The following is a 19,797-nucleotide window of genomic DNA, read 5'->3' as shown; positions in this document are numbered from 1 at the left end:
ACATGCTTTCTCAACTAAGGGACATTGTTGAACAGGTATCCAAATTAGATGATGTTCACCAAGCTTTAAAAGTTCTGGTAAAGCAAACGTGTAGTGCAATGAATACAGAGTGCTGCACGGTTTACCTTGCTAATGAAGACATGCAACGCTTGGAACTGATGGCTACTCAGGGGCTTAAATTTAAGGGAAAAAAAATCCATATTAACTTTAGCGAAGGGCTGGTTGGTTTGGTCAAGCGTAGCGCTGAACCTCTTAACCTTGCTGAAGCATCAAAACATCCCAATTTTAAATACTTTTCTCAACTTGGGGAAAAGGTCTACCAAAGTTTTCTTGGCATACCGATCATTTACCGTAGACAAGTGCTCGGTGTATTGGTGGTACAGCAAAAACAGCCGCGTCAATTTAATGAAATCGAAGAATCTTTTTTAGTCACACTAGCGGCTCAGTTAGCTGTGATTATTGCTCATGCACAGACTCAAGGACAGTGGCGCCTTGAAAAAGAGCAAGATGAAATTAGGGGAATTGCTGCGTCTCCTGGTGTTGCTATCGGTGAATTTAGATGGGACGATACACAGCTTGATTTATCAGATGTGTATCCTGCATCTACGTTGGATGTTGAGCGAGAACAAGAGTGGTTATTGTTAGCCATTGAAGAGGCACTTGGTGATTTTCGTAGGATGCGTAAAAAGTTGGATGGTGAAATCAATAAGGATGCTCTGGCCATATTTGATCTTTTTACTCACTTACTTAATGACCCCATGCTTCGCAAAGATCTTAAGAGTCAGGTTCAAAAAGGAGACCGAGCTGACTGGGCATTGAGGCAAGTGGTTGAGAATTACTCTAATCGATTTGCCAAAATGTCAGATGTATATATGCGTGAGAGAGCTCAGGATGTTAAAGAGCTCGGTCAACGCTTGCTTTTGTTTCTGCACAACAAAGAAAAAAGCCAACCTGAGTTTGAAAAACCTATTATCTTAGTTGTTCGAGAACTGACAGCGACCCTTTTAGCGTCTATCCCCAAGAAAAAATTACTCGCTGTTGTTGCGCTAGAAGGTGCTGTAAATTCCCATGCTGCGATACTATCCCGTGCATTTGGAATTCCAACTGTGATGGGAGTTAACCTCAATCTGAAAGCGATTAATGGTAAAATCGGTATCGTTGATGGCTATAGTGGAAAGTTGTTTATTTCACCGAATGGGCAACTGCTTAGAGAGTACCATGAGCTGGTTGATGAAGAGAGCGAACTTGCTACTATGGTCAACCAGACGGTCTTGGAACCAGCACGTACCCAAGACAATATACGCATTGAAGTTATGCTTAATTCAGGGTTGAGCGCTGATGCTAATATAGCGTTAAATCAAGGTGTTGATGGGGTTGGTTTATACAGGACGGAAATTTCATTCTTACTTCATAACCGCTTCCCATCGGAAGAAGAGCAGGTAATTCAGTATAAATCAGTTCTTAGCGCTTATCCGGACAAACGTGTGGTGATGCGCACGTTAGATATTGGTGGAGACAAAGCCTTACCTTATCTACCAATAGAAGAGGACAATCCTTTTCTTGGCTGGCGTGGTATTCGTTTTACTCTTGATCATCCAGATATTTTTCTGATGCAGATACGAGCTATGATGAAAGCAAGTGTGGAGCATCATAACCTTAGTATTTTACTTCCTATGGTATCTGGTGCTCAGGAGCTTGATAGCGCATTGGAATTGATTGAACGCGCTCATCTGGAATTGGTAAAGCTAGATAGTCGTATTACTATGCCTGCCATTGGTGTCATGATTGAAGTTCCATCTATGATATATCTGTTACCTCTCGTCGCAGAAAAAGTGGACTTTGTTTCAATAGGAACCAATGATTTAACTCAATATTTACTGGCTGTTGATCGAAATAATGCTCGAGTTGCAAATGTGTATGAGTCAATGCATCCTTCAGTCGTGATGGCTCTTGAACATATCCATCGAACTTGCGAACAACTCAAGTTACCTGTGTGTATTTGTGGGGAGCTAGCAGGTGATCCTATTGGTGCTTTGCTCATGATTGGTCTTGGATATCGTAGCTTAAGTATGAATACGTCCAATGTGGCTAAGGTCAAATATTTGCTTCGACACACAGATAGTGGTGAGCTGCGTGAGCTTGCGACTAAAGCCTTAATGAACCCTTATGGCAATGAAATTTATGCCATGATGAAAACCTTCTTTGATGACAAAGGGTTCTCCGGTTTTATCCGCGCAGGTAAATAATAAGGAACGATGTGAATATTGAATTTTTAGTCATGCTAATCCTTCTTGGTAGCATAGTAGGGATCATGGCAGGACTGCTTGGTATTGGCGGTGGGTTAATTGTAGTGCCCGCATTGTTGTTTCTTTTACCACTGGTCGGTATTGATCCTGCGATTTGTATGCACATTGCTCTAGCGACCTCTCTTGCCTCTATTATTGTTACTTCCGGTTCATCTGCTTTCAATCATTTTAAGCTCGGTAATGTCGATATCTATGTCGTCAAGTGGTTGATGCCTGGAGTTGTTGTCGGTGGCTTTTTAGGCGCGAATATAGCTGAATGGATTCCATCAGCATATCTGCCAAAGGTCTTTGGCTTCATAGTGCTAGGTTTAGCTATGCAAATGTTATTTTCTATTAAAAGACATAATACGAAAATTATGCCAGGGAGCCTGATAACTATGATGGTAGGGACGGTTATTGGTATGTTATCTAGCCTTGCTGGTATTGGTGGTGGGTCTTTATCCGTGCCATTTCTTAATCGTCATGGTGTAGAAATGCGTAAGGCAATAGGCTCTTCTTCTGTATGTGGATGTTTTATTGCCACTGCGGGAATGATAGGTTTCATCCTACATGGTTATAAGGCACAATCTCTACCATCGTATAGTATAGGGTACGTATATTTGCCAGCACTTCTAGCGATTGCATCAGCATCCATGCTGACGACTCGTATTGGCGCTAGAATGGCGACATCTTTACCTACCAGTGCATTGAAGAAAATTTTTGCATTGTTTTTGCTTTTTGTTGCTGGAACTATGTTGCTTTAACGAACTCTCATTTAATTAACTTAACACCAAAAGAGTGGTAGTTTTATGTCTCAAGAATTTCTTGAATTTCCTAATATCGATCCTGTTCTGATTTCTTTGGGACCTTTATCGATTCGTTGGTATGGCTTGATGTACTTGATTGGCTTTGCATTTGCTTTGTGGTTGGCTAATCGGCGAGCAGATAAGGCAGAGAGTGGTTGGACAAGAGAACAAGTTTCTGATCTTTTGTTTGCCGGATTTCTTGGCGTCGTGATTGGTGGCCGTGTTGGTTATGTTGTGTTCTATAACTTTGACCTATTTCTACAAGATCCTCTTTACCTGTTTAAAGTTTGGACTGGTGGGATGTCATTCCATGGTGGTTTGCTGGGCGTAATTAGTGCAATGTTTTGGTACGCTAAGAAAAATGGTCGTACGTTTTTTGGTGTCGCTGACTTTATTGCTCCATTAGTTCCTTTTGGTTTGGGTATGGGACGGCTTGGTAATTTTATGAACTCTGAGCTTTGGGGGCGTGTGACTGACGTGCCTTGGGCGATAGTTTTTCCAAATGGTGGGCCGCTTCCTCGTCATCCCTCTCAGTTATATGAGATGTTCCTTGAGGGCATCGTGTTATTCTTGATTCTAAATTGGTTTATTAAAAAGCCGCGTCCATTAGGTGCTGTATCAGGTTTGTTTTTAGCTGGTTATGGCACATTCCGCTTCTTGGTAGAATACGTGCGTGAACCTGATGCTCATTTGGGTTTATTTGGTGGACTTATATCTATGGGACAAATCTTGTCATTGCCTATGGTTATTGGCGGAATTTTGCTGATGACATGGGCATATAAACGCGGTCATTATAAAGATGTTATTCCACAGAAGACGAAATAAGGAGTGGATGTGAAACAGTATTTAGATCTTTGTCAGCGTACTTTAGACCATGGTGAGTGGGTTGAAAATGAACGCACAGGTAAGCGCTGCTTAACCGTAATTAATGCTGATCTCACTTATAATATTGCTTTGAATCAATTCCCTTTAGTGACGACTCGAAAAAGCTTTTGGAAAGCGGCTGTTGCAGAGTTACTAGGTTATATTCGTGGCTATGATAACGCAGATGATTTTCGTAAGTTAGGTACCAAAACCTGGGATGCGAATGCAAATCAAAATTTGGTTTGGCTAAATAACCCTTATCGAAAAGGCACTGATGATATGGGCCGTGTTTATGGTGTTCAGGGACGTTCATGGACAAAACCAGATGGTGGCTCCGTCGATCAATTGCGGAAAATTGTTGATGATTTAACCCGAAGTGTTGATGATAGGGGGGAGATCCTCAATTTTTATAACCCTGGAGAGTTTCACATGGGCTGTCTACGTCCATGCATGTATAACCATCACTTTTCTCTGCTTGGTGATACCTTGTATTTGAACAGTACTCAGCGCTCCTGTGATGTGCCGCTGGGCCTAAACTTTAATATGGTGCAAGTATATGTATTTCTGGCTGTTATGGCTCAGATCACGGGGAAAAAAGCTGGCCTGGCATATCATAAAATTGTTAACGCTCACATCTATGAAGATCAACTTGAGTTAATGCGAGATATACAGCTGAAACGTGAGCCATTGAAAGCCCCCACCTTTCATATCAATCCAGAGATAAAATCACTAGAAGATTTGGAAACATGGGTTACATTGGATGATTTTTGGGTTGAAGGTTATGAGTATCACGATCCTATTCAATACCCATTCTCAGTTTAATGATGGATTAAATTGTAATGGGCCGCCTACAGTAGGCGGCTTTTTTTGGGCTGGGTATGGCCAAAGCTAGAAAACCCCGTAACGAATACTGCGGGGTTTTTACTTATTTAGTAGAAACTAAGCACTGAGGGCTAAGATAGTTCCTGGTAAAACTAGGAATACTGCTAAGAGATACCCAGCAACAACAGCTTTATTTTTTACTGCCATGTCCGAAATGATATCAGCGGCTTTGATAGGAAGTTCTCGCAGTAGTGGAATACCAAAAATAAGCAATGTCGCCAAGATATTGAATGATAGATGTACTAACGCAATTTGTAGTGCAAATACAGCAAACTCACCAGATACTGCTGTTGCGGCTAATAATGCGGTAATACAGGTGCCAATATTAGCGCCTAAAGTAAATGGATAGACATCTCTTACCTTTAAGACACCTGAGCCCACAAGTGGTACCATTAAGCTGGTTGTCGTTGATGAAGACTGCACCAATACAGTCACTATTGATCCTGACACAATACCATGGATTGGACCACGACCAATCGCGCTTTTGAGGATCTCACGAGCACGTCCCACCATCAGTTTTTTCATCAGCTTACCCATTACAGTAATTGCCACAAAAATGGTCGCAATGCCGATAACAATAAGAAGTGATCCTCCGATAGCATCCCCAAAGGTAGTTAGTGGCTCTTTGATGGCACCAACAACAGGTTTGGTCATTGGCTTAATGAAGTTTAACCCCTTTATGCTCATATCTCCTGTCGCTAGAAATGGTGATACTAACCAATGAGAAACCTTTTCTAAAATACCAAACATCATTTCTAAAGGTAGGAAAATAGCTACTGCTAATAAGTTGAAGAAGTCATGAATTGTGGCACTTGCAAAAGCACGTTTGAATTCTTCTTTGTCGCGAATATGTCCAAGAGAAACTAAAGTATTGGTGACAGTAGTACCTATATTGGCACCCATTATCATTGGGATAGCAGTTTCGACAGGTAATCCACCTGCCACAAGGCCGACTATGATAGATGTCACTGTACTTGAAGATTGAATAAGAGCGGTTGCAATCAAGCCTATCATCAAGCCTGCAACTGGGTGTGAAGCAAATTCAAATAATACTTTTGCTTGATCGCCTGTTGCCCATTTGAAACCACTGCCAACCATAGATACTGCCAAAAGCAGTAGGTACAGCATGAATGCCAAGTTAGCCCAGCGTAGCCATCGAGTGGTACTCGAAATAGGTGCCGCTGCTGTAATAGCTTGGTTCATAATTTTTCTCCGTGGACTTTAATCATTTTTATGGTCAATTATTAAAACTGTTGGCGATAGTAGAGGTTAATTATGTCATTAATATTACAGTTAAGTTTCGGCAGGTGCCTTCACTGAATAATAGTGTTGGATTGTTTGTTAACGTTTGATTTTTCAGTTATTTTAATTTTTGGTTGGAAGGTAATTGTACCAATAATGAAAGGTTTTGTGATTTGAAAAGATTGATATTGTCATATCAGCTAAACAATATTTCGTTTTAAATATTACTAATTGCTTTTATTATTCGGTTTTTTCGAATTCTTGTTGTCATCAAAAGGTTTTGTTATAACTGATAGCGTTATGTAGTACAGAGAGAATGTTCATGTCGCATTTAAACTACAACCACCTCTATTACTTTTGGATGGTATGTAATCAAGGTTCCGTAACAAAAGCGGCTGATGCGCTTTTCCTCACCCCTCAAACAGTAACGGGGCAGATTAAGGCCTTAGAAGAGCGTATGGGAGGGAAACTCACCAAGCGAAGTGGTCGAGGTATTGAGCCTACTGAATTGGGACAACTTGTTTTTAAATATGCAGATCGCATGTTTGGTCTTAGTTATGAGATGCTAGATATCGTTAATTACAGTCAGCGCTCTAATATGTTGTTTGACGTTGGAGTCGCTGATGCTTTATCTAAAAGACTAGTGAGTAAAGTGCTCATGATGGCTGTTCCGCCAGATAATAGTATTCACCTACGCTGCTTCGAATCAACGCACGAAATGTTACTTGAGCAGCTATCTCAGCATAAGTTAGATATGATTTTGTCGGATTGTCCTGTTGATTCAAGCCAAAGTCCCGGTTTGTTCAGTAAAAAGCTCGGTGAATGCCATATGAGTTTTTTCTCTAGTAGCCATATAGAGCATGTGCAGTTTCCAGAAGTACTTGAACAGCGAAAATTATTGATACCGGGAAGTAAGACTGCAATGGGTCGAAAAGTGCTTCAATGGTTCGATTATAAGGGGATACAGCCTAACGTTCTTGGAGAATTTGATGATGTCGCTTTGATGAAGTCTTTTTCTCGTTACCATCCAGATGTGATTTTTTTGGCTCCTTCGTTATATATATCGGAGGTAGAGAATGACTTACCATTACAACTAATAGAACATATTGAAGATCTTAGAGAAGAATACTACGTTATTTTTGCTGAGCGTATGATTCAACACCCTGCGGTTAAGAATGTGTGCGATGCTGATTTCACCAGTTTATTTCAATAGTAATATTTTTGATTTCAACAAATAGATTACTTGATGCAAATAGATTAGTATCAGTTTTGTAAATGTATCAACGGATACATAGTAGTCTGAGATGTTATATCGTTTTAAGAAGGTGCTAGCCGATGAATTTAAAAGAAATGGAAAAAAATTCTGCCGAAGCGGTGGTGCTACTCAAAGCGATGGCAAATGAAAGACGTTTGCAAATTTTGTGTTTGTTACACAATCAGGAGCTTTCAGTGGGTGAGTTGTGTAGTCTACTGGAGTTAAGCCAATCGGCATTATCACAGCATTTGGCATGGTTGCGTCGAGATGGTTTGGTTAATACGCGAAAACAAGCACAAACAGTATTTTATACATTGAGTAGTGAAGAGGTTAAATCGATGATTCATTTGTTGCATAGTTTATATTGTGCTGAGGTAACACAAACATGAATATTTAACCGTTATTAAGATATAAAAAAACCGGCCTAAGCCGGTTTTTTGCTACTAGAATCAAGAGTTACATTAAAGAGCTTTGATTGCAGCAGAGAAACGAGACTTATGACGTGCAGCTTTATTCTTATGAATAAGGCCTTTAGTCGCCATGCGGTCTAAGATTGGTGTAACTGTAGCAAATGCTTCAGTTGCAGCAGCTTTGTCGCCTGCTTCGATAGCAGCAACAGTTTTCTTCATATAAGTGCGCATCATTGAACGACGGCTAGCATTGTGCTGGCGACGTTTCTCAGCTTGGATAGCGCGCTTCTTAGCAGATTTACTATTTGCCAAGGGTCTAACTCCCAAAAACTTAAGTTCGGTGACAATTTAAGGGCGAGGAATATCCCCTATTTGCGCTTAAATGTCAAATGATTTGTGTAAAAACCAGTCTATTCCAAACTAACTTTGGCTTAGATAAGTTTTCACGGTTAAGATGGCGGGGATTCTATCAGTATTTTTTTTTCATTGCTAATACTAATCTGCTCTAGTTCTGACATTCCTGTCTTAGAGTGGAACTTTATTTCAAGTATTGCAGGACTTTTGAGGTAGCTGTGAGTAAACGTTTACTCAAGTCAGGGCTAGTTGTTAGTGCTATGACTTTTATTTCTCGTGTGCTTGGATTGGTGCGCGATGTTGTGGTGGCAAATTTAATGGGAGCAGGCGCTAGTGCTGATGTGTTCTTTTTTGCCAACAAAATTCCTAATTTTCTGCGCCGTTTATTTGCAGAGGGAGCTTTCTCTCAGGCCTTTGTTCCGGTTCTAACAGAATATCATGCTACAGGAGATATGAACAAGATTCGCCATTTGATAGCACGAGCTGCTGGCACTTTGGGGGTTCTGGTCTCTATTGTGACTGTTCTAGGTGTCTTGTGTTCAGGTGCTGTTACCGCTTTGTTTGGTTTTGGTTGGTTCCTTGATTGGCTTAATGGTGGGCCTTCAGCGGAAAAATTTGAATTGGCGAGCTTCATGCTCAAAATAACGTTCCCATATTTATGGTTTATTACTTTTGTTGCTCTATCTGGAGCAATATTAAACACCTTGGGGAAGTTTGCAGTCTCTTCATTCACTCCAGTATTTCTCAATGTCATGATCATTTTGTCAGCTTGGTATATATCTCCCAACATTGCTCAACCTGAAGTAGGCTTGGCGATTGGGGTATTCCTTGGTGGGCTAGTTCAATTCCTGTTCCAAATTCCTTTTCTAATCAAAGCTGGTGTTTTTGTTAAACCAGCTTGGGGATGGAGGGATCCTGGAGTAGTTAAAATTCGCACTTTGATGATCCCTGCTCTATTTGGGGTCTCGGTCAGTCAGATTAACCTATTATTTGATACCTTTATTGCCAGTTTTTTGCAGACGGGGTCAATAAGCTGGTTATATTACTCAGATCGTTTGCTTGAGTTTCCTCTAGGTTTATTTGGTATTGCCATCGCCACCGTTATTTTACCTGCTTTATCGCGAAACCATGTTGATTCTCACACGACTGGTTTTTCTCAGACCATGGATTGGGGAGTACGGATGGTAATCGTACTCGGTGTGCCTGCAACTCTGGGTTTGATGGTGCTCGCGAAGCCGATGTTGATGGTGCTCTTTATGCGTGGTGAGTTTAGCCCTATGGATGTGGAACGTGCATCCATGTCCTTGGTGGCTTATGCTTCCGGTCTGCTTAATTTCATGCTGATTAAGGTTCTAGCTCCCGGCTATTATTCGCGCCAAGATACTAAAACACCAGTTAAGTACGGCATTATTGCGATGGTCGTTAATATGGTATTTAACGCTATTTTTGCTTGGTTTTACGGATATGTGGGTCTAGCAATTGCCACTGCATTATCTGCGTTTGTGAATATGTCTCTACTGTATCGAGGGCTCCATTTAGCAGAAATATACCAGCTGACTCGTCTAACCTTACTGTTTATAGGAAAATCACTGATTGCTGGTGGCCTAATGGCCGGATGCATTTTATGGAAGTTAGAAGATATATCTGTTTGGTTGACTTGGGGGTTGCCACATAGAGTGTTTTGGCTGACATTATTGATTGGTTTGGGAGCCGCTGTTTATTTAGTCGCACTTTTGATCATGGGAGTGCGCTTAAAAGATTTAAAAGCCGCGACACAACAAGGATGATTAGTATATAATCTGTCAGTTTCACGTAGTATAAAATTTGAAACCAATAGGACTTAGACGCTCTTAATGGAATTGATCCGAGGTATCCACAACATCACAGCACATCATAAAGGTTGCGTTTTGACGATAGGTAACTTCGATGGAGTACACCTTGGTCACCAAGCTGTTTTGCAGAATCTCTCTGAAAAAGCAAAATATATGGGCTTACCTTCAACTGTTATGACTTTTGAACCTCAGCCATTGGAGCTTTTTCTTAAAAATAAAGCACCGGCTCGATTAGCTCGTTTGAGAGACAAGTTTGTTCAGTTAAAGAAGCTTGATATAGAACGCTTACTGTGTGTTAATTTTAACCAAACCTTTGCTAACCAGACCGCGCATGAGTTTATTAGTGACTTGTTGGTTAGACGATTGGGTGTTAAATTTCTCATCGTTGGAGATGACTTTTGCTTCGGGCGAGAGAGGCAGGGTAACTTTGCCATGCTTAAGGCTGCTGGAAAAATCCATGGTTTTGATGTGGTGAATACACAAAGTTTATGTTTGGATCAATTACGGATAAGCAGTACAGCGATACGAGAAGCGCTTGCAAGTGATGATTTAACACTGGCTAAAAGCATGTTAGGGCGTAATTATAGTATCAGTGGTAGAGTCGCTCATGGTAGAAAACTTGGCAGAACAATTGGTTTCCCTACGGCTAATATTCCACTGAAGCGCTGTGTGTCGCCAGTGGCGGGAGTGTATACCGTCCAAGTGCTTGGTCTAGCAGAAAAGCCTATAGGTGGAGTCGCTAATATTGGTACTCGACCGACGGTTAACGGAATACGACAACAACTAGAAGTACATTTATTTGACTTTCAAGACGACTTGTACGGAAAGCAGCTCGAAATCGTACTTTTAAGTAAAATTAGAGACGAGCAAAAGTTTGAATCTTTTGACGTACTAAAACAACACATTAAATTGGATGCTGAGGCAGCAAGGGTGTGGCTGCATCAGTATAAAGACCAAGCGGTCTAGTTCACTGCTTGGCATAATGTCTAACTGTCACCCAACACAACGGAATTAAGAATCGATGAGTGAGTATAAAGATACCCTGAACCTTCCTGAAACAGGGTTTCCGATGCGTGGTAATCTGGCAAATCGTGAGCCAGAGATGCTAAAGCGTTGGTACAAAGAAGACCTTTACGGTGAAATCCGCAAAGCGAAAAAAGGCAAAAAATCTTTCGTTCTGCATGATGGCCCTCCATACGCAAATGGTGATATTCATATTGGTCACGCACTAAACAAGATTCTTAAAGACATTATTATAAAATCCAAAACACTTTCTGGTTTTGATGCACCATACATTCCAGGTTGGGACTGTCATGGTCTACCAATTGAACTAATGGTAGAGAAAAAGAAGGGTAAACCTGGCCAGAAGATTTCTTCAGCTGAATTTCGCGAGGAATGCCGTAAGTATGCGGCAGGTCAAGTTGAGGGTCAGAAAGAGAGCTTCAAGCGTTTAGGCATTATGGGGGAATGGGATAAGCCATACCGCACGATGGATTTTTCAACGGAAGCAAATATTATTCGTGCTTTAGGTAAGATTGCAGATAATGATCACTTACTGAAAGGCTTTAAACCCGTTCATTGGTGTACTGATTGTGGTTCTGCATTAGCTGAAGCGGAAGTTGAATACAAAGACAAGGTTTCACCATCGATTGATGTCCGTTTTAAGGCCAGCGATGGTGCTGCTGTATTATCTAAGTTTTCATTAAGCCAAGGCCATGAAGGGCAAGGTGACATTTCTATAGTCATTTGGACTACAACACCTTGGACTTTACCAGCAAACAGAGCAGTATGCTTACACGAAGACTTAGAATACGTTTTAGTTCAAGTCGAAGGGGATAACCCGGAGCGCATCATTGTTGCTTCCGAGCTTGCTAAAGATGTGATGGATCGAGTTGGTATTGAACATTTCCACAATTTAGGTTTTGCTCAAGGTAGTGATTTAGAACTATCTCAGTTTGAGCATCCATTTTATGATTTCAGTGTGCCAGCCGTTCTTGGCGATCACGTTACCACTGAATCAGGTACAGGGGTTGTGCATACTGCTCCAGGCCATGGACAGGAAGATTTTGTAGTCGGTAAAAAATACGATTTAGAAGTAGCAAACCCAGTTGGTTCTAATGGTGTGTATCTGCCAGATACTGAACTATTTGCTGGACAACATGTATTTAAAGCCAATGATGCGGTTGTTGAAACGTTAAAAGAAAAAGGTGCATTACTTCACCATCATGCATATGAGCACAGTTATCCTCATTGCTGGCGTCATAAAACTCCTATCATTTTTCGTGCAACTCCGCAGTGGTTTGTGTCGATGGATAAAGCAGGTCTTCGCAGTAAAGCACTTGAATCTATCAAAGATGTCGAGTGGATGCCTGAATGGGGGCAAAGCCGAATCGAAGGCATGATTGAAGGTCGTCCTGAATGGTGTATCTCTCGTCAACGTACTTGGGGTGTGCCAATTGCACTCTTTGTTCATAAGGAAACGGCAGCGCTACATCCTCGTTCTTCAGAGCTTATCGAGCAGGTAGCACAATTAGTTGAACAAAAAGGTATTCAAGCTTGGTGGGATCTAGAAGTAGCAGACTTATTAGGTGACGATGCGGCCAAATACGAAAAAGTGTTAGATACATTGGACGTATGGTTTGACTCTGGTGTTACTCACTACTCGGTAGTAGATACTCGCGAAGAGTATAATGGTCATAGTGCAGATCTATATTTAGAGGGGTCGGATCAACACCGTGGTTGGTTCCAATCTTCGCTGATATCATCAATTGCGATGAAAGGTGAAGCCCCATATAAACAAGTATTAACGCATGGATTTGTTGTTGATGGGCAAGGCCGTAAAATGTCTAAGTCTATCGGTAATGTTGTTGCTCCAAAAGATGTCACCAATAAACTAGGTGCGGATATTCTGCGCTTATGGGTAGCTTCTACGGATTACACTGGCGAAGTTGCGGTTTCTGACGAAATTTTAAAACGTAGTGCTGACGCTTACCGTCGTATTCGTAATACGGCACGATTCTTCTTAGCCAATTTGAGCGGCTTTAATCCAGCAACAGATATCGTTCCTGCAGAAGAAATGGTAGCGTTGGATCGCTGGGCTGTAGGGCGTGCACTTGCGGCTCAGGAAGAAATTATTCAAGCTTATGGTGAGTACAACACTCATGCAGTGACGCAGCGTCTAATGCAATTCTGCTCGATTGAAATGGGCTCTTTCTATCTAGATATTATTAAAGATCGTCAGTACACAGCAAAACGTGGTGGGCATGCTCAGCGTAGCTGTCAAACGGCACTTTATTATATTGTTGAAGCACTAGTTCGCTGGATGGCACCAATAATGTCATTTACTGCTGATGAAATTTGGAATGAAATGCCGGGTGAACGTGAAAAATTTGTTTTCACAGGAGAGTGGTTTGAAGGGTTACATGGTCTTGCCGATGGTGAGGAACTAAACAATAGCTTCTGGTCCGAAATTCAGGCGGTTAGAACTGCTGTTAATAAGCTTTTAGAAACGGCCCGTAACGACAAGATAATTGGTAGCGCACTGCAAGCTTCAGTTATCCTATATGTAGACGATGACCTAGCTAAAAAAGTGACTAAACTAGCGGATGAACTACGTTTCGTACTGCTTACTTCAGCTACGACTGTGAAGCCTCTTAGTGATAAATCTGATGCTGCTCAGGCGACGGATATTGAAGGCCTATTTGTTGAAGTGTTAGCCATGGATGAGGAAAAATGTGATCGCTGCTGGCATCACTCTCCTGATGTAGGAACTCTTGAGGGCCATGAGAAAATTTGTGGCCGTTGTGTATCTAATATCGAAGGAGAGGGTGAAGTTCGTAAGTTCGCTTAAACATAGCGAGTGTTACCTTCATTTGGAACTTTATAGTTAATCAATAGCCCCAGTATTTACTGGGGTTATTTATAGGAAATATATGAGTGAACAAGCATTAACTTTCAAGCAATCTGGAGTGCGTTGGCTTTGGGTAGCTGTAGTTATCTTTCTGATGGATATTGGCATTAAACTTTTGGTCATGGATACCATTGATTATGGCTGGGCTAATCGTATTGAGGTTCTACCCTTCTTTAACCTTCTCTATGTTAAAAATTATGGGGCTGCATTTAGCTTTTTGAGTGATCAAGCAGGGTGGCAGCGCTGGTTATTTACCGGTATTGCCTTCGCTGTTACTGGCTTGCTGACATATTGGATGAGCAAGCTTCCGGCAAATGAGAAGTGGAACAATATTGCCTATGCGATGATTATTGGTGGAGCTGTTGGAAATGTTTTTGACCGTGTTGTACATGGTTTTGTTGTAGACTACTTGGATTTTTTCTGGGGTAGTTATCATTGGCCCGCTTTTAATCTTGCTGATAGTACTATTTGCATTGGTGCTGTCATGATAATCCTAGATGGATTTCGTAAAAAATCCTGAAAAGTATCCGTAACGCTTAAACCTATTTTGGCCTTTGAGATTACAGAGCGAGGTTTAAGCTCTCTGTACATCTATTGCATCTTGGCCAGTTTACAAAAATAAGGAAACCATATTGTGATGACTATTGTCCAACAATCTGCAGTTACTCTGCATTTTACTATTAAGCTAAAAGATGGTTCGGTAGCAGACAGCACACATAGCATGGGCAAGCCTGCCAAGTTGGTGATTGGTGATGGTAGTCTGAGTGAGAATTTTGAACAATGTCTTTTAGGGCTTGGGGTAGGCGATCAAAAAGTGATTGAACTCCAAGCTAAAGATGCGTTTGGTGCACCTAACCCTGATAATGTTCACCATATGGATCGAGCTAAATTTGTCGGTGATACTGAAGTGGAAGTCGGGACGGTTATGGCTTTTTCAGGTGCAGGTGGTGCGGAAATTCCTGGCGTCATTACGGAAATTGCAGGTGATTCTGTCACGGTAGACTTTAATCACCCTTTAGCTGGGCAAGATGTAACTTTTGAAGTTGAGATTTTGTCAGTAGAATAATGAACACAAATGATAATGAAATCATTATGAGTGATGATATGAAAATTCTTTTAGCCAACCCACGTGGCTTTTGTGCAGGCGTTGATCGGGCGATCAGCATTGTTGAGCGCGCACTGGAGCTTTATCAGCCGCCAATTTATGTTCGCCATGAAGTGGTACATAATCGATTTGTTGTTGAAGGGCTTAAGCAGCGTGGGGCGATTTTTGTTGAAGAGCTTCATGAAGTTCCTGATGATAATATTGTTATTTTTTCTGCTCATGGTGTTTCTCAAGCGGTTCGTAAAGAAGCCAAAGAGCGGGATTTAACAGTGTTCGATGCCACTTGCCCACTCGTTACAAAAGTTCATATGGAAGTTGCACGAGCAAGTCGTAAGCATATGGAAGTAGTACTTATAGGGCATGCTGGACATCCTGAAGTAGAAGGTACTATGGGTCAATATGCAAGTGAACAGGGAGGAATGTACCTGGTTGAGACGCCATCAGATGTGCTGGGCTTAAAAGATAAAGTTCAAGATCCAACCAACTTGCATTATGTCAGTCAAACGACCTTATCCGTTGATGAAACGGCTGATGTTATCGAAGAACTTCGTCGAGTTTTCCCTAATATTCAAGGTCCGCGTAAAGATGATATTTGTTACGCGACTCAAAATCGTCAAGATGCAGTGCGCGATATGGCCGTAGATGTCGACGTTGTGATTGTTGTTGGTTCTAAGAATTCGTCTAACTCAACCCGCTTGAAAGAGCTTGCTGAAAAACTGGGTACGCCTGGTTATTTAACCGATTGCCCTGAAGACATCGAACCTAAGTGGCTTGAAGGTAAAGTCAAAGTAGGAGTCACTGCGGGAGCTTCTGCCCCAGAAGAGCTTGTTAACAAAATTCTAGAGCGGATTCAAGCTATTGTCGGTACTCGAACGGTGCAAGAAATCCAGGGTAGAGAAGAAAATATGTTTTTTGAAGTACCCAAGGAATTGCAAGTTAAGCAAATAGATTAAGCTTACTAAGGTTAATTTAAAGTTTTTAAAGCAGACTCCTAGTTTTGGTTGAACAGTGACTAATAAATTGCACAAAGGCTCCTAGCGGAGCCTTTTTTGTCGGTTTAAGTTGTTTCCTTTACAGTGGGACTATTGTCTATCCCTTCATGTTCAAAATGATTTTGCTTGGGAAGCTTGATGACATAGACGGTAACTATGAGTGAAAATACAATGCCTACTGTGGTCGATGTGGAAATGGGGAGTCCCAAGCCAAGGCTGCTGCTATTAAGAATAAAACTGGTGACGACAGTGGTCATAAATATAGCGGGAATAGTGGTTACCCAATGGAGTTGATTATTACGAACTAGGTAAGCGGATGCCGTCCATAACATCATAACTGCAGTGGTTTGATTGGCAAACCCGAAATAGCGCCATATGACTCCAAAGTCTACTTGAGTCAGTATCCCGCCTATGACAAAGAGTGGAACCGCTACCACAAGACGGCTGCGTAAGGTTTTTTGTTCCATATTAAAATATTCTGCCAAAATTAGACGACTTGAGCGAAATGCGGTATCTCCAGAGGTAATGGGAAGAATAACCACGCCTAAGAAAGCTATTACTCCACCCCACACACCTAATAAACCAAAAGAAGCGCTATACACAACCTGACCTGGACCTCCTGTGCTCACAGCTTGAGACAGTGAGTCTAAATTGTCGAAGAATGACAGTGCAATCGCACACCAAATAAGGGCAATAATGCCTTCACCAATCATTGCACCATAGAAAATAAATCGACCATTACGTTCGTTTTCCATACAGCGAGCCATGAGTGGTGATTGAGTGGCATGAAATCCTGATATAGCCCCACACGCAATGGTGATGAATAGTGCGGGCCAAAGTGGCATATCATTTGGGTTAAGGTTGGTAAACATGTCCTTGGCCTGGAAGTCACCCATCACTGTGTATTCATTTGATAGTGCGACTGCTGTTATCAGGCTAATCGACATAAAGAGAAGCAAGGCACCAAATAATGGATAAAAGCGACCAATAATTTTGTCTACTGGGACAAGAGTTGCAATGATGTAATAGGTGAAAATTGCGATCACTATAGTTGAAATGTTTACAGAAAGGTTTGTCTGATCGTTGATAAGGTTAGTTATCATTCCTGCTGGAGCAGATACGAATACGACCCCGACAAGTAGTAGTAAGACTATGGCAAAGATGTTCATAAAGTGCTTTGCGCCATTGCCAAGGTACCGGCCAGTAATCGTTGGTATTGATGCTCCACCATTACGCACAGATAACATGCCAGAGAAGTAATCATGCACTGCGCCTGCAAAAATACAGCCGATGACGATCCAAAGCATAGCTGCTGGGCCGTATAAAGCCCCCATTATGGGACCGAAAATTGGACCAACCCCAGCGATATTGAGTAGTTGGACCAGATAAACTTTCTTCGTTGACATTGCCACATAGTCAACTCCGTCAGATTGACTATATGCCGGCGTTTGTCGCTTTTCATTGATATTAAATACTTTTTCAATAAAACTTCCATAAAGGAAATAGCCTCCAACTAGGACTGCAACACAGCTTAAAAACCAAAACATGGCATTTGCTCCTCGGTGATGAGTAATTAATGAGTCTGTATATTACACACCTCTATCATTAGGTTCTGTTAGCTTGGTGGTTGTTCGAGACAAACAAGAATTAAAATGTGTGGTTATATTGACGTATAAAGGGAGAATAGGCACCCTTAACTTACCCTATGAAACCCTTTTAAATTAAGGAAAAACAGTGAAAGAACTTACTTTTATGATAGTGGCGATAATGCTATTAGGCTGTGTGGTGAATACAGAGCAACTCGTTGAACAAGGTGATTGGTATGCGGTAGGCTATCGAGACGGTATCCGAGGTAATAACCAGCGCTCAGTGAGCGAACTTGCCAAATTGGGAAGTACAAAACATGGTGATTATGAGCAAGGTTATCTGATTGGAATTGAGGAGTTTTGTAATCCTAACCACGCCTATCAAATGGGGCTCACTGGTAAGTACTATAATGGAGTTTGCGAGGGAATTGAAGGAGCGCAAAAGTTTCGAATGGAGTGGCAACGTGGCTGGTATGAGTATTCTAATTGACCAGCTATAGCTTAGGTTTTTGGCAAAATCTGATGATGAAAATGGCAAACTATGCTTTTTTCTGTAACGCAGAATTGGTTTACCTCGGGGCTCAGCTTTACTCTGCGATGGAGCATATGCTTGGTGATCTCGATGGTAATGTAGGTATTACTCATATTGAACGTTTAGAATACTAGTTGGCTAAGGCAGGGAGCACCTAACTTTAAGTTAGGCACTTTTACTTAAGTACCATTTGTATCAATGACGGCTTTTCTCAAATAACCATGCTGAAGATTTAACTTTTCTCTAGCGGTTTCTTTTTCTAAGCCAGTCAAGATCATCAAAATGGCTAGCTTGACATCATATTCAGTCTCTTCGAGCACATCTTTGGCTTTTTGACTGTCGCAATCCGTAGCTTGTATCACAATTCGCGTTGCTCTAGCGACAAGTTTGGCGTTGGTTGCTTTCACGTCGACCATTAGATTTTGGTAGCTCTTACCTAAACGTATCATGCTTGCTGTGGTTAGCATGTTGAGAACCAGCTTCTGTGCTGTGCCTGATTTTAAACGTGTTGAACCTGTAAGAGCTTCTGGCCCTACAACAGGGCAAATTGCAATGCTGGCGATATTTGCAATTGGAGAGTCTGAGTTACAAGATAAAGCGATAGTCGTTGCTCCTATCTTGTTGGCATATTCTAGTCCACCCATAACATAAGGAGTGCGTCCACTGGCCGCTATACCTACGACTAGGTCGCGATTGGTAAATTCGATATTTTTTAAATCTTGTTCGCCCATCGTTGGAGAATCTTCTGCCCCTTCTTTGGCTTTTAAAATAGCGTCATTACCACCTGCAATTAACCCAATCACCATATTATCGGATACGCCAAAGGTTGGCGGACATTCTGATGCATCCAATATTCCGAGGCGGCCACTTGTCCCAGCTCCCATATAGACTAATCGACCACCTGCTTTAAATACATCGGTTATCTTATCGACGGCAAGTGCGACCTCTGGCAGGACTTTTTCTACCGCAAGAGGCACCTGCTTATCTTGTAGATTGAGACGCTGCACAATAGCCAATGATGGAAGTAAATCGATGTCCATTGTTTCTGGGTTGCGGTCTTCAGAAATTAAGTGAGAAAGTGTTGCTATCAGTATGTCGTTAGTCATTGTTCGTGGTATTCCATGCATCTAAATTGAGTTAATCGGCAAAGTATATGACACCCAGAGAAGCTTCTCTTCTTGAACCAGTTACTTGTGGCGCATTGTTTGGTAGATTGTGGAGGCGTCGATAAGCAAGCCAAGCAAATGCCATCGCTTCAATATTTTGACTGTCGAATCCCTTTGAATCGGTTACATCTACTGACCATGATGGTAATAAAGCCTTTAGACGTGACATCAAAAGAGGGTTTTTAGCTCCTCCGCCACATACTAAAAGTTTTGACAGATTACCTTGTTCATACTTCTCAACTTCATTGCAGATGGTCAGAGCGGTATACTCACATAAGGTCCGTTGAACATCTTCGCAACGACATGAGTGCTTATCTAAAATTTTATCTAACCATGGAAGGTTAAACAGCTCGCGACCTGTGCTTTTAGGAGAAGACTTTTCTAGATAGGGCTCTTTTAGCATCTCATTTAGGAGAGGAGTGTTAATCTCTCCTTGTTGTGCAAAAAATGCATCTCTATCGAACTGTATATTTTTATGTTTGGTGCACCAAGCATCCATCAGTACATTTCCAGGACCTGTATCGTAGCCCACGACAGGGTGTTGTGGATGAAGTACTGAAATGTTAGCGATACCAC

At 41.6% G+C, this 19,797-nt stretch carries 19 protein-coding genes; 14 read left to right on the top strand and 5 right to left on the bottom strand.

All coding sequences use genetic code 11. The features are described from left to right. Nucleotides 1-2: 2 nt before the first annotated feature. The 4 genes from ptsP to KO511_RS10910 are packed head-to-tail and all read left to right on the top strand — an operon-like array spanning nt 3 to nt 4,777. Entirely contained in the window at nt 3-2,246 is a 2,244-nt protein-coding gene (gene ptsP, locus KO511_RS10925; RefSeq protein ID WP_215987461.1) for a phosphoenolpyruvate--protein phosphotransferase, read from the top strand. Between the two features lie 32 nt (nt 2,247-2,278). Further along, nucleotides 2,279-3,049 (top strand): sulfite exporter TauE/SafE family protein, encoded by a 771-nt coding sequence (locus KO511_RS10920; protein WP_215987557.1) that lies wholly within the window; start codon nt 2,279-2,281, stop codon nt 3,047-3,049. A 45-nt stretch (nt 3,050-3,094) separates the two neighbouring features. Further along, nucleotides 3,095-3,916, top strand: a complete 822-nt coding sequence (lgt, locus tag KO511_RS10915) for a prolipoprotein diacylglyceryl transferase (RefSeq protein WP_215987460.1) — start codon at nt 3,095-3,097, stop codon at nt 3,914-3,916. A 9-nt stretch (nt 3,917-3,925) separates the two neighbouring features. Beyond that, entirely contained in the window at nt 3,926-4,777 is an 852-nt protein-coding gene (locus tag KO511_RS10910; RefSeq protein WP_215987459.1) for a thymidylate synthase, read from the top strand. Between the two features lie 117 nt (nt 4,778-4,894). Here KO511_RS10910 and KO511_RS10905 read toward each other — a convergent pair whose 3' ends face one another. Continuing rightward, entirely contained in the window at nt 4,895-6,043 is a 1,149-nt protein-coding gene (locus KO511_RS10905; RefSeq protein WP_354668160.1) for a Na/Pi symporter, read from the bottom strand. Between the two features lie 358 nt (nt 6,044-6,401). Between KO511_RS10905 and nhaR the strand changes: the two genes are divergently transcribed. Next, nucleotides 6,402-7,292 carry a transcriptional activator NhaR gene (gene nhaR, locus KO511_RS10900; protein ID WP_215987457.1) on the top strand — a complete coding sequence of 297 codons (891 nt, stop codon included), beginning with the start codon at nt 6,402-6,404 and terminating at the stop codon, nt 7,290-7,292. A 122-nt stretch (nt 7,293-7,414) separates the two neighbouring features. After that, entirely contained in the window at nt 7,415-7,723 is a 309-nt protein-coding gene (locus KO511_RS10895) for an ArsR/SmtB family transcription factor (protein ID WP_215987456.1), read from the top strand. A gap of 72 nt (nt 7,724-7,795) precedes the next feature. Here KO511_RS10895 and rpsT read toward each other — a convergent pair whose 3' ends face one another. Beyond that, nucleotides 7,796-8,056: a 30S ribosomal protein S20 gene (gene rpsT / locus KO511_RS10890; RefSeq protein WP_038206410.1), complete on the bottom strand. Its 261-nt coding sequence runs from the start codon at nt 8,054-8,056 to the stop codon at nt 7,796-7,798. 260 nt (nt 8,057-8,316) lie between these two features. Here rpsT and murJ point away from each other — a divergent pair, with 260 nt between their 5' ends. From murJ to ispH, 6 genes are all read left to right on the top strand, one after another. Beyond that, on the top strand, nt 8,317-9,885 hold the full coding sequence (gene murJ, locus KO511_RS10885) for a murein biosynthesis integral membrane protein MurJ (protein WP_215987455.1): 1,569 nt from the start codon (nt 8,317-8,319) through the stop codon (nt 9,883-9,885). Nucleotides 9,886-9,951: 66 nt separating this feature from the next. Beyond that, nucleotides 9,952-10,896 carry a bifunctional riboflavin kinase/FAD synthetase gene (ribF, locus tag KO511_RS10880; protein ID WP_215987454.1) on the top strand — a complete coding sequence of 315 codons (945 nt, stop codon included), beginning with the start codon at nt 9,952-9,954 and terminating at the stop codon, nt 10,894-10,896. Between the two features lie 55 nt (nt 10,897-10,951). Next, nucleotides 10,952-13,780: an isoleucine--tRNA ligase gene (gene ileS / locus KO511_RS10875; RefSeq protein WP_215987453.1), complete on the top strand. Its 2,829-nt coding sequence runs from the start codon at nt 10,952-10,954 to the stop codon at nt 13,778-13,780. Nucleotides 13,781-13,862: 82 nt separating this feature from the next. After that, nucleotides 13,863-14,360 carry a signal peptidase II gene (gene lspA / locus KO511_RS10870; RefSeq protein ID WP_215987452.1) on the top strand — a complete coding sequence of 166 codons (498 nt, stop codon included), beginning with the start codon at nt 13,863-13,865 and terminating at the stop codon, nt 14,358-14,360. Nucleotides 14,361-14,474: 114 nt separating this feature from the next. After that, nucleotides 14,475-14,906, top strand: a complete 432-nt coding sequence (fkpB, locus tag KO511_RS10865; RefSeq protein WP_215987451.1) for an FKBP-type peptidyl-prolyl cis-trans isomerase — start codon at nt 14,475-14,477, stop codon at nt 14,904-14,906. A 26-nt stretch (nt 14,907-14,932) separates the two neighbouring features. After that, nucleotides 14,933-15,898, top strand: coding sequence for a 4-hydroxy-3-methylbut-2-enyl diphosphate reductase (ispH, locus tag KO511_RS10860; protein ID WP_215987450.1), 966 nt, complete (start codon nt 14,933-14,935; stop codon nt 15,896-15,898). Between the two features lie 104 nt (nt 15,899-16,002). Here the strand turns inward: ispH and KO511_RS10855 are convergent, their stop codons facing one another. Next, complete coding sequence (locus tag KO511_RS10855; protein ID WP_215987449.1) at nt 16,003-17,484, bottom strand: carbon starvation CstA family protein; 1,482 nt, start codon at nt 17,482-17,484, stop codon at nt 16,003-16,005. 205 nt (nt 17,485-17,689) lie between these two features. Here KO511_RS10855 and KO511_RS10850 point away from each other — a divergent pair, with 205 nt between their 5' ends. Next, nucleotides 17,690-18,013 carry a DUF2799 domain-containing protein gene (locus KO511_RS10850; RefSeq protein ID WP_252724331.1) on the top strand — a complete coding sequence of 108 codons (324 nt, stop codon included), beginning with the start codon at nt 17,690-17,692 and terminating at the stop codon, nt 18,011-18,013. Nucleotides 18,014-18,045: 32 nt separating this feature from the next. Continuing rightward, complete coding sequence (locus tag KO511_RS10845) at nt 18,046-18,189, top strand: hypothetical protein (protein WP_215987564.1); 144 nt, start codon at nt 18,046-18,048, stop codon at nt 18,187-18,189. A 45-nt stretch (nt 18,190-18,234) separates the two neighbouring features. On the opposite strand, the gene murQ is transcribed toward KO511_RS10845, so the two are convergent. Both murQ and KO511_RS10835 read right to left on the bottom strand, forming a co-directional pair. Next, on the bottom strand, nt 18,235-19,161 hold the full coding sequence (gene murQ, locus KO511_RS10840) for an N-acetylmuramic acid 6-phosphate etherase (protein ID WP_215987447.1): 927 nt from the start codon (nt 19,159-19,161) through the stop codon (nt 18,235-18,237). A 31-nt stretch (nt 19,162-19,192) separates the two neighbouring features. Further along, the coding region (locus KO511_RS10835; RefSeq protein WP_215987446.1) for an anhydro-N-acetylmuramic acid kinase at nt 19,193-19,797 on the bottom strand (605 nt) is incomplete at its 5' end.

The sequence above is a fragment of the Vibrio hepatarius genome (genome assembly GCF_018860525.1).
GTDB lineage: Bacteria > Pseudomonadota > Gammaproteobacteria > Enterobacterales > Vibrionaceae > Vibrio > Vibrio hepatarius_B.
The sequence above is the reverse complement of the archived record's forward strand: the minus strand, read 5'-3'. Positions and strand labels throughout refer to the sequence as shown.

Bases quoted from the DNA above. Each gene is read 5' to 3' on its own strand.
- ptsP (WP_215987461.1), top strand. From the start codon at position 3: ATGCTTTCTCAACTAAGGGACATTGTTGAACAGGTATCCAAATTAGAT.
- KO511_RS10920 (WP_215987557.1), top strand. From the start codon at position 2,279: ATGCTAATCCTTCTTGGTAGCATAGTAGGGATCATGGCAGGACTGCTT.
- lgt (WP_215987460.1), top strand. From the start codon at position 3,095: ATGTCTCAAGAATTTCTTGAATTTCCTAATATCGATCCTGTTCTGATT.
- nhaR (WP_215987457.1), top strand. From the start codon at position 6,402: ATGTCGCATTTAAACTACAACCACCTCTATTACTTTTGGATGGTATGT.
- KO511_RS10895 (WP_215987456.1), top strand. From the start codon at position 7,415: ATGAATTTAAAAGAAATGGAAAAAAATTCTGCCGAAGCGGTGGTGCTA.
- ribF (WP_215987454.1), top strand. From the start codon at position 9,952: ATGGAATTGATCCGAGGTATCCACAACATCACAGCACATCATAAAGGT.
- ileS (WP_215987453.1), top strand. From the start codon at position 10,952: ATGAGTGAGTATAAAGATACCCTGAACCTTCCTGAAACAGGGTTTCCG.
- lspA (WP_215987452.1), top strand. From the start codon at position 13,863: ATGAGTGAACAAGCATTAACTTTCAAGCAATCTGGAGTGCGTTGGCTT.
- ispH (WP_215987450.1), top strand. From the start codon at position 14,933: ATGAGTGATGATATGAAAATTCTTTTAGCCAACCCACGTGGCTTTTGT.
- KO511_RS10855 (WP_215987449.1), bottom strand. From the start codon at position 17,484: ATGTTTTGGTTTTTAAGCTGTGTTGCAGTCCTAGTTGGAGGCTATTTC.
- KO511_RS10850 (WP_252724331.1), top strand. From the start codon at position 17,690: ATGATAGTGGCGATAATGCTATTAGGCTGTGTGGTGAATACAGAGCAA.
- KO511_RS10845 (WP_215987564.1), top strand. From the start codon at position 18,046: ATGATGAAAATGGCAAACTATGCTTTTTTCTGTAACGCAGAATTGGTT.
- murQ (WP_215987447.1), bottom strand. From the start codon at position 19,161: ATGACTAACGACATACTGATAGCAACACTTTCTCACTTAATTTCTGAA.